The sequence below is a fragment of the Paenibacillus helianthi genome, from assembly GCF_001909055.1.
Classification (GTDB): domain Bacteria; phylum Bacillota; class Bacilli; order Paenibacillales; family Paenibacillaceae; genus Paenibacillus_AQ; species Paenibacillus_AQ helianthi.
On record NZ_LVWI01000045.1, the window covers coordinates 78,791 to 88,933 of the forward strand.

8 protein-coding genes are annotated in these 10,143 nt (G+C 54.8%); all 8 read left to right on the top strand.

Annotated features, from left to right (window positions below; translation table 11 throughout):
* The first annotated feature begins 5 nt into the window (after positions 1-5).
* Positions 6-407 carry a Fur family transcriptional regulator gene (locus A3844_RS16905; RefSeq protein WP_074101984.1) on the top strand — a complete coding sequence of 134 codons (402 nt, stop codon included), beginning with the start codon at positions 6-8 and terminating at the stop codon, positions 405-407.
* A 230-nt stretch (positions 408-637) separates the two neighbouring features.
* A complete protein-coding gene (locus tag A3844_RS16910) occupies positions 638-2,635 on the top strand; it encodes a methyl-accepting chemotaxis protein (RefSeq protein WP_083606901.1) in 1,998 nt (665 codons plus the stop codon).
* Between the two features lie 92 nt (positions 2,636-2,727).
* On the top strand, positions 2,728-3,543 hold the full coding sequence (locus tag A3844_RS16915) for a uroporphyrinogen-III synthase (protein ID WP_074108023.1): 816 nt from the start codon (positions 2,728-2,730) through the stop codon (positions 3,541-3,543).
* A 38-nt stretch (positions 3,544-3,581) separates the two neighbouring features.
* On the top strand, positions 3,582-4,214 hold the full coding sequence (locus tag A3844_RS16920; RefSeq protein WP_074101983.1) for a ThuA domain-containing protein: 633 nt from the start codon (positions 3,582-3,584) through the stop codon (positions 4,212-4,214).
* A gap of 98 nt (positions 4,215-4,312) precedes the next feature.
* On the top strand, positions 4,313-4,660 hold the full coding sequence (locus A3844_RS16925) for a phasin family protein (RefSeq protein WP_074087370.1): 348 nt from the start codon (positions 4,313-4,315) through the stop codon (positions 4,658-4,660).
* Positions 4,661-6,331, top strand: coding sequence for an ABC1 kinase family protein (locus A3844_RS16930; RefSeq protein ID WP_074108024.1), 1,671 nt, complete (start codon positions 4,661-4,663; stop codon positions 6,329-6,331).
* Between the two features lie 407 nt (positions 6,332-6,738).
* Positions 6,739-8,634 (top strand): DEAD/DEAH box helicase, encoded by a 1,896-nt coding sequence (locus A3844_RS16935; RefSeq protein ID WP_083606902.1) that lies wholly within the window; start codon positions 6,739-6,741, stop codon positions 8,632-8,634.
* A 201-nt stretch (positions 8,635-8,835) separates the two neighbouring features.
* Positions 8,836-9,780, top strand: a complete 945-nt coding sequence (locus A3844_RS16940) for a M15 family metallopeptidase (protein ID WP_083606903.1) — start codon at positions 8,836-8,838, stop codon at positions 9,778-9,780.
* Positions 9,781-10,143: the final 363 nt, after the last annotated feature.

The window sequence follows — 10,143 nt, forward strand, 5'->3', positions numbered from 1 at the left end:
TAAAGATGAAGACCCTGAATCTGACCTCCCAGCGTCAAGCCGTGTATGATATTGTCCGGGGTTCACATGACCACCCCACTGCCGCAGAAGTAATGAACCGGCTGGTAGAGCAGGGACATAATCTCGCCTATGGGACCGTATATAACTCCTTACGCTATCTGTCGGACAAACAAATGATCCGCGAATTGAAGCTGGGTGAGGCCGCCAGCCGATATGATGCCCGTCTCGATGATCATCAGCATATTCTCTGCGAGGTTTGCGGCGCGGTGGATGAGGTCATGACCCAGGTGCCGCAGGAATGGACAGACAGGGTCAGTGAGGAGACAGGCTATTCGATTACTCATGCGCATGTGGTGTTTGGAGGGGTATGTCCGTCCTGCAGAAGCAAAATGGGTAAGAGGTCTTAAGCACTGGCTGGAAGTGAAAATTAAATTCCGGAAAATTATGAACATATATAAGAAAAGACCGTTTTCATGGAAACGGTCTTTTTGCTGTGTTTATATAAAAATTCTACAAATTAGTATGATAATACTGAAGAGTTGGTAAATAAAAAAGGGTTTGTTTGGCTGATATATAATTATATATTAGGCTGAAGATCAATTCATACTTAAGACCCAAAAAGAAAGTGAGCGTGAACATGCATATGAAACACAAGTCCCGTTTAACCATCCGTATGAAGCTGATTACTACATATTTGCTTGTTCTTCTGGTACCGAGCATGATTATAGGCTGGCAAACCTACGATTCAGCCAGCAGCAAAGTGGAAGGCCAGCTTATGAACAATGCTAAGGAAAGTGTAGCGGCAGTAAATGAAATCATTGACGCGAATATTCAATCCAAAATGGATGATATCCAATATTTTGCCAAGAAGGTTTCCTCCGCAGCTCTGAATGGAGAACAGTCTGGAGACGCTGGTGCTGCGGTAAAAGAAAGATTGAAGGAGTATGCCGTGCTTCACCCTGATGTGCTGGATATTTATGTCGCAACCAGCCGGGCGAAGATGGTGCATGCCGCGGATGTCAAGTTCCCGGTAGGGTATGACCCGCGCAAGGAGAATGCTTATGTAAATGCACTGAAGCACGGGAAGGGAGCGGTGATTTCACCGGCTTTCCAGACGGTTAATAATGAAACAGCAGTAGCGATTTCCGCTGTGCTTGAAGATGGCGGAGGAGTGATGACTCTGAACCTCAACCTGGCTGAGCTGGCGAATCTGACAGACATTAAGGTGGGTCAGGAAGGATACATCTTCCTTATCGACAGCAGCAAAAAGTTTCTCGTACATCCAACAGAAAAGATTGGGCAGGAATCCTCGCTTGATTTTGTGAAAGTGATGTTTGAAGGAGAGGGCGGTTCATTTGATTATACCTACAAGGATGCCCCCAAAAAGATGACGTATCAGGTAAACGAACTCACCGGCTGGAGAATCGGGGGGACCATCAGCAAAAATGAGGTGACTGCTGCCACGAGCGGGATTAGGGACAAGGCTCTGATCGTAATCTCCATCTCGGTGCTGCTCGCACTGGTGCTGATCTATTTCAATGTGTCCTCTATCCTGAAGCCGCTGACTCGTCTGCGCAAGGCAACAGAGATTATTGCCCGGGGAGACCTCTCGGAAGATATTGGTGACTTCCATAGAGATGAAATCGGACTCCTGGCAGATAATTTCCGTTCCATGGTCGTAAATCTGCGCGATATGATCATCAGCGTGCAGGAGATGACAGACAATGTATCTGCCTCCGCAGAAGAATTAACCGCCGGGGCGGAACAGACAACCAAGGCCATTGAGCATGTAACAATAGCGATTCAGGAAGTAGCGGCAGGCACGGAGCGGCAGGTGCACAGTGTGCGTAAAGGAACGGAGAGTACAGCCGCAACCGCAAACGAAGTGGCGCAAATCTCCGGATTCATGGAGCAGGTATCGGTAATGATGGATAAAACCTCGCTGTCCGCAGCGGAGGGGAATGACTCTGTGATTACTGTTGTAGACAAAATTAACGGCATTCATGAAACGGTAGAGGAGCTCAGCGGTGTGATCGACAAGCTGAATAACCGCACCGGCCAGATTCACGGAATTGTCGGTGTCCTTACCGGCATTGCCCGCCAGACGAATCTTCTGGCTCTCAATGCTTCCATAGAAGCGGCCAGAGCCGGTGAGCAGGGCAGGGGCTTCGCTGTTGTGGCATCGGAGGTCCGCTTGCTGGCCGAGGAATCAGAGAAATCGGCGCATAGGATTGCGGAGCAGATTTCTTCCATTAACGCTGAGATGCAGCAGGCAACGGTGACGATGGAGGATGCCCGGGGCAAGGTGTCAGAGGGGATTCTTGCGGTGGATTCAACGGGGCGTTCCTTCTCCCGCATCCGCAGAGCCGTTAAGGGGGCAGCAGAGAAGATTGAGGCTATGAAAGGAGCCGTTGGCACGCTGACGGCAGAAGCTGTCAGTATGCAGGCAGCCATTAGCGAAATCCAAGGAATCTCCCAGGAGGCAGCAGGTAATACGGAGACGATTTCTGCAGCTGCCGAGGAGCAGCTCGCTTCGGTGGAGGAGATCGCATCTTCATCGGCCGATCTTAGTCATCTTGCTGAAGAATTGCAGAAGCTCGTGGGGCGTTTTAGGTTGTATTCGACAAAATCATAAGCTAAGAATAGCTTTGCATCTTTTCTTTTTCCGCCCTTTGCAAGTATACTGATAAGCAATAATGTTTGGGCTGATGAGGGGGAGAAAGGAATATGGCAGAGCAATTGCAGGGGATTACCGTCGCCCTGGCGGGTCCGCGCAAAGCGGAGGAAATGGCCAAGCTGGTGCAGAACATGGGTGGCACCGCACTGCATCGGCCTGCGCAAGGCACCGTGTTTCTGGATGATGAGGCGCTGCGGGAGGGAATCACCGCCTGGACCGCTCATCCGCCGGACCTGGCTATTCTGACGACCGGGATGGGGCTGGAAGCCCTGTTTGATATGGCATTGCAGATGAAGCTGGAGGATCGCTTTCTCGGGGTTCTCTCCGCTGCGCCGATAGCGGCACGTGGCTACAAGACCGTTAATGCGCTGAAGAAGCGCGGGCTACAGCCTGAGGTGCGTGATGACGACGGCAGTACAGCCGGAGTGATACGGGGCCTCAAAGGCTGGGATCTGCGCGGCAAATCGGTTGTGGTGCAGCTGCACGGAGATCCGGCCCCTCATCTGGTATCCTGGCTGAAGGATGCTGGAGCATCCGTCCTTCAAGTGGAGCCTTACCGCCATACCCCCCCGGAGCCGGGGGCACTTGCTCTTTTGTATGACGATATCGCTCAAGGCAGAGTCGATGCTGTAGCCTTCACGAGTGCTCCGCAATTCCGCTTTCTGGCCCAGTATGCCAGGGAGCAGGGGACGCTGCAGGAACTCGTGCAGGCTTTTGCAGACAAGGTACTGGCTGTTTCTGTAGGCCGGATTACCTCGGAGTCCTTGAAAGACGAAGGGATCACGCGAATTGTGATGCCTGAGCATGAACGGATGGGCAGCATGTTCGTGGAGCTTGGCAAGTACATCGCAGCACAACGCTATTAATTACTACTACAGATACAGAAAGAAGGAGGAGGCCCCCTATGGACAAGAGAAAATGTCTGCTTTTGGGTGACTATACCCATCCCCGGTTCCATCCGCTGCAGGGTGTGGATAAACAAATTAGTGAAATCCTGAATGATCTGCTGATTGTTCAGTGTTCGGAGAATAAAAAGCTGCTGCTCAGCGAGCATCTGGCCGGGTATGATCTATGCATCGCATACAATGAATTATGGAATGAGACGGTCTCCCCCCAGCAGACTGCCGGTCTGCTGAGCTATGTAAGCGGCGGCGGCGGACTGATCGTCCTGCATACCGGAATCTCACTGGCCAAGCGTAACGAGCTGGCGCAGCTGATCGGCGGCAGATTTACCGGTCATCCGCCGTATGCTCCGCTGAACTTCAAAGTGCTGGAGCATGACATTACGGAGGGTATTGAAGATTTTCAGCTTGATGAGGAGCCGTACACCTTTGAATTCGACCCATTTACGGACAAAACCATATTGCTAGAGTATGAAGCGGAAGGTGAGATGCGGCCGGCGGCCTGGTGCCATAGCTTCGGGCTTGGGCGGGTAGTATTTCTGATGCCTGGTCACCATGAGCCTTCCTTCACCCATCCGGCGATCCGCCAGCTGATCCTCCGGGCAGCCACCTGGGCAGCACGGATTCCCAGATAATGATCCTGACAACGGGCTTCAGCAGCCTTAAGCTTTGTGAAATTGCCCGCTAAAGGGTATACTTTATCCATAACTGGAATCATTGGGAGGAAAGTGCCATGAGTGATTTGTTCAAGAAAGCAATCTCTTTAGGAGTAGGCCTCACCATTGTCAGCAAGGAAAAGGTAGAGAAGGTAGTCGAAGAGCTGGTGAAAAGGGGCGAGCTTGCGCCGTCCGAATCCAAGGCTCTGGTGGACCGGCTTGTGGAGCGGGGCGAGGAAGAGCGCGGCGTGTTCAAGTCTGCGGTTCATGAGCAGGTTGAGCGCGTGCTAAAAGAACTTAAGATCCCTGTCCAGAGTGACGTTGCCGAGCTGGAAGCACGGATTGCAGTCCTGGAACGCCGTGTGGCCGAACTGGAAGGCTCTCCTTCCCCGGAGGAGACATTGCCGGAAACGCGTACGGATTAAATGGCGGTACGTATAAGACATGCCGGACGGTACCGGTCTATTGCCATGGCGCTCATGCGTCATGGCTTCGGTTATATGGTGGAGGAACTCGGCCTCTACCACCTGCTGTCCCTTCCGCGGCGGATGATTACCCAGGAGGTTCACGAGAGTCTGACGCTCGGAGAGCGGATCCGCCGGGTGCTGGAGGATTTGGGGCCAACCTTTGTGAAGCTGGGCCAACTGGCCAGCACCCGCTCTGATCTGCTGCCCGATTCCATTATTCAGGAACTGGTGAAGCTTCAGGACAGTGTCCCACCGTTCTCGGCGGAAACTGCGCGCCATATTTTGGAGCAAGAGCTTGATCAGTCTATTGATGAGATGTTCAGTTACTTTGAGAATGCCCCGCTCGCTGCAGCTTCCATCGGCCAGGTCCACCGGGCCGTCCTGCATGGAGGACAGAGTGTAGCGGTCAAAATACAGCGTCCTGGTGTCATGCGGACCATGACAAGGGATCTGGAGATTCTACAGGATCTCGGCGCCCTGGCCGAGAGAAGGATGGACTGGGCGAAACAATACGGACTTACCCGGATGGTCGAGGAATTCTCCCGCGCCTTGCTGGCCGAACTGGACTACGGTCAGGAAGGGCGCAATGCGGAACGGATTGCAGGTCAGCTGACAGAACAAGATCAGGTCTATATCCCGGCAATTTATTGGGATTACAGTTCTACCCGTATACTCACGATGGAATATGTGGAAGGAATTACACTGAACCATCGTGAGGAGCTGCAGCAGAAGGGCGTGAAGCTAAAGGCGCTTGCCCAGCAGCTCGTGGAGATGATGCTGAATCAGATCTTTATCCATGGTTTTTTTCATGCCGATCCCCATCCCGGGAATGTCATGAGGATGGATGACGGCAAGCTGGCACTAATTGATTTCGGTATGGTAGGACGGCTTAGCGAAGAAATGAAGGACAACCTGTCGGCGCTGATTATCGCGCTGATGCGGAAGAATACCGACTCCATGGTGAGGGCCATCCTGCGGCTCGGTGTCATTCCTGAGGAGGCCGACCGGCTGGCGCTGCACGATGATATGGACCGGCTGCGTGAAGCCTATTATGATATTCCTTTCAATCAGGTAAGCATCGGCAAGGCACTGAACGATCTCTTTGGCATCGCCCGCAAGCACCGGCTGGTTATTCCGCCGGACCTGGCGATGCTGGGCAAGACGATGCTGACGCTGGAGGGTGTCGTCGGTAATCTTGATCCGGCCTTCAGCATTGTGCAGATGGCTGAGCCTTTCGGAAGGCGGCTGGTGAGACAACGGTTCAGCGGCAGCCGCCTCCAGCGCAAGATTCTCAGCGGAGTAGCTGATCTTGCAGAAAGTCTGGTAGAGCTGCCTGCCCAGGCCAGACAACTGTCTTCTTTGATCAGCAAGGGTAAGCTGAAGGTAGAGATTGGGCTGCCGGAGCTGAAGGGAATAGAGCAGAAGCTGAGCCGGGTAGGAAACCGCTTATCCTTCAGCATTGTACTCCTTGCCTTCAGCATCATTATGGCTGGTCTGATTGTCGCTTCCTCGCTTCGCGGAGAGCCCTCTATGCTCTGGGATTTCCCGATTGTTGAGATCGGCTCTGTAATTGCCGCACTGATGATTCTGTGGCTGCTGTACTCTATCTTCAAGTCAGGGAGATTCTAGCGAATAAATATTCTTCGATAGTTGCACACAAACCCTGCTGGATCAAGTACAATATATAGGTTAACTTCTTAATCCTATAAGAAGCTATTCGTAAAGAGTGTAATGGAACGCAAATGGAATGCCGTCTGAACGTCCGGTGGATCGCTGCTGCCCCAGAAACCGAACCTTGGACCGCACATCTGCAGGGCAAAGGGCGGCTAGTGAGACGGAAGGGCTCCGGGTGACGGGGTTCTTCCGCTTTTGTTTGAAATGGTTCCGTCCCATAACAGGACGGGAATTCGTTTCTGCTTGAATATGTGGCTATAGGCCGCTGGCGGCAACTGCAACATGCCTACATTACTCCAGAAAATGGATGACTATAGTGTTATGAATTGAACAACATTAAAGAAAATTGTGAGGTGGAGACTATGCCGGGTTTTAAAGAATTGGGAGTATCTGAAATATTGAACGGCCTGCTTCAGGGTCAGGGCATTGTGAAGCCTACGCCAGTTCAGGAAGAAGCCATTCCGCCGCTGGTTCAGGGGCTGGACGTTATTGCCAGAGCCAAGACGGGAACAGGGAAGACACTCGCGTTCCTGCTGCCGATTATGGACAAGATCCGTGTGGAGCAGGCGTATCCGCAGGCGCTCATCATGGCGCCGACACGCGAACTGGCACTGCAGATTACGGAAGAAGCACGCAAGCTGGCACGCCATACCGGCGTGAAGATTCTGGCGGTTTACGGCGGTCAGGACGTGGAGAAGCAGCTGCGCAAACTGGAAGGCGGCAGACATTTGATTATCGGGACTCCGGGCAGATTGCTGGATCATATGCGCCGGGAAACCCTCGATCTGAATGGAGTCAAAATGCTCGTGCTGGATGAAGCCGACCAAATGCTGCATATGGGCTTCCTGGAGGATGTGGAGACGATTATTACGGCTGTGCCTTACCGCCGCCAGACGATGCTCTTCTCTGCGACGATGCCGGATCCGATTAAACGGCTGGCCAGCAACTACATGAAAGAGCCGCTGGATATCATTATTAAAAGCGGTTCACCTATTCCACTGGACAATATCCGCCAGCAGGTCGTGGAATGCTCGGACCGTAACAAGGAAGAGGCGCTAATCGCCCTGATCGAGCGGGACCGTCCGTACCTGGCGATTATTTTCTGCCGGACCAAGCGCCGGGTCTCCAAGCTGAATGAAGCGCTGCAAGCGGCCGGGTATGATTGCGACGAGCTGCACGGCGATTTGTCGCAGGGTAAACGCGAAGCGGTCATGAAGCGGTTCCGCGAAGCTAAGCTGCAGCTTTTGGTTGCTACGGACGTCGCCGCCCGCGGTCTGGACGTTGAAGGCATTACCCATATCTTTAACTTTGATCTGCCGCTGGATGCGGACAGCTACATTCACCGGATCGGCCGGACCGGCCGCGCAGGCGGCAAGGGACTGGCGATCACGTTCTCTTCGCCGCGCGAACGCGCCGGGCTCGACCTGATCGAGCACGGCATTTCCCAGCGGCTGGACCGTCGCCGGTACGAGAAGGATGAATTCGGCGTAGGCGAATTCACCTCTGTGCAGGCTGGCGGGGGTTCGCCTCGCGGCGGACGCCAGAACGCTGCACCGGAAGCGGCCCGCGCTGGACGCGGCGGGCGCGGCCAGGGGCGCTGCGGCGGAGCACCGCGCGCTGAGGCCGGAGCACGGCCGGGCGGACGCGGCCGTGGCAAGGAAGCAGGCGGCTGGGGCGCGCCTGCAGAAGGACGCAGCCGCGGCGATGCGGCTGGCGGCAAGCGCAGCGCCTATGGCGCGGCTGCGCCAAGGGACGGCGGGCCCGCCGGCAAAAGCGCGGCGAAGCCAAGAACGGGCGGCGGCTACGGCAGCTTCGACGCCCGCAGCAACCCGGCTGCAGGTTCTGCAGCCGGAGGGAATGCCGCCGGCCCGCGCGGCGGCAGAGGGGCCGCCGGTTCGGGTGGCGGCCCAAGCAGCGGCTACAGCGCCAATGTCTCGCGTGGCGCGGATGCCGGAGGCTTCAGCTATGGAGCCTCCAAAGGGGCAGGCTCGGGCAGCGGGTATAACCCGGGCGGCGCTCAGGCCAGCCCTAAGCATAGAGCGAATGTGGCCCGCAGCAATGACGCCGGCGGCTGGAGTTCGGCAGCGCCAGCCAAAGGCGGCGGCTCACGCGGCGGCTCCAAAGGCTCCCAAGGCGGCAAGGGCGGCAAAGGCGGCTTTGGCTCGGGTGGACGCAGCGGCGGTGGAAATGCCTCATCGCGTGGCGGCCGTGGCAACGGTTCCGGCGGCTCGCGCGGGGGCCGCGGCTCGTCCAGATAAAGGCGCTGGATTTCAGTATTGTGTTACCCTAGGACGGTCAGCTTACGGGCTGACGTTCTGTGGTAACATTTTTTTTCGCCTGCCTGCTGGCCTGGCTAGTTATGTTTAAGGTTTTGAAACATTTTGGATACAATGCTTGTCTATAATGGATAGAGCACCAGGTGAAACATTCATCAACCTTTCTGGGAGGAAACACGGCATATGTCTAAGACTGGGAAAATCGTTATTTTATTTATCATCGTAATCGCTGTGGGCTGGGGAATCGGTAAATACACCTCACCTTCGCCTTCGGCTTCACAGGAAGAGGGAGCGGCTGCTGGTGCGGGCAATGATCTTCAGGCACAGCCAAACACAGCTCCTGAGCCTTCAGCCGTGGCCTCTGATACTCCGGAGGAGACAGGCGCGAACACGGGGAGCGAGCCTTCAACTGCACCAACTGACAAGCCGGACAATTCAGGCAATCAGGCAAGTGCAGAACCTTCACCAACCGCAACTGCAACTGATAAACCTTCGGATGCAGGCAGCAGCGGTTCAGGCGACCCGTCGGCGGAGCTTACGGCTGCGGAGCCGGAGAGCCTGGAGGCAATCATTAATAAGCAGTACAAGCTTCCGGACGGCTATAAGCCAGCTGACCTGGTCTATCCGGACGTGCCGTTTATTTTCTCTGAAAAGATTGAAAAGCGCATGATGCGCAAGGCCGCGGCTACCGCGCTGGAGAACATGTTCGCAGGAGCCAAGAAAGACGGCGTACACCTGGCCGGGGTTTCCGGCTACCGTTCAGAAGCTACACAGACCCGGTTGTTCAACAATTATGTAGCCAAAGATGGGGAAGAGAAGGCCCGCACCTACAGTGCCGTACCTGGGCACAGCGAGCATCAGACGGGTTTGGCTATCGACCTTTCCGGCACTAACGGCAAATGTGCCGCAGAGAGCTGTTTTGCCGGAACAGAGGAAGCCAATTGGCTTGCAGCCCATGCGGCGGAGTACGGCTTCATCATCCGTTATCCTGAAGGCAAGCAGGCCATTACAGGATACATGTATGAGCCTTGGCATGTCCGTTATGTAGGCAAGGACATTGCCGCATCCATCGCGGAGAGAGGCATTACGCTGGAAGAGTATTTTGATGCGGTTCCGGTGTCGAAGTAATGGAGTTGTTGAATGTTTACAGGCACTGCAGCCCGCCGCAAGGGGGAGGCAGTGCTTTTTTCTTTGTTGGCGTGCCCAGAGGCACGCATTATCTAGTTGGTGAAAGTCCAACCCAAGGAGGGACCAAGCCGCCTTTGTAGCTAGGATGCTTGCACATGGCGAAATCTGTGTGTAAAAGCGCATCGACAAAAGTACCGGTCGGAGATCGGGCGAGCAACAATCCAGGCCGCAACATGAAGTGAATCCTGCCGCGTCGTCAAAAAGGCCCTGCGAAGGGGAAAAGAGGGAGCCGAGTCTCGCGACTATAGACGAAGGCCAAGGAAACTGTATAGAACTTGGAACAACAGTGAAGAACCCTCCGGC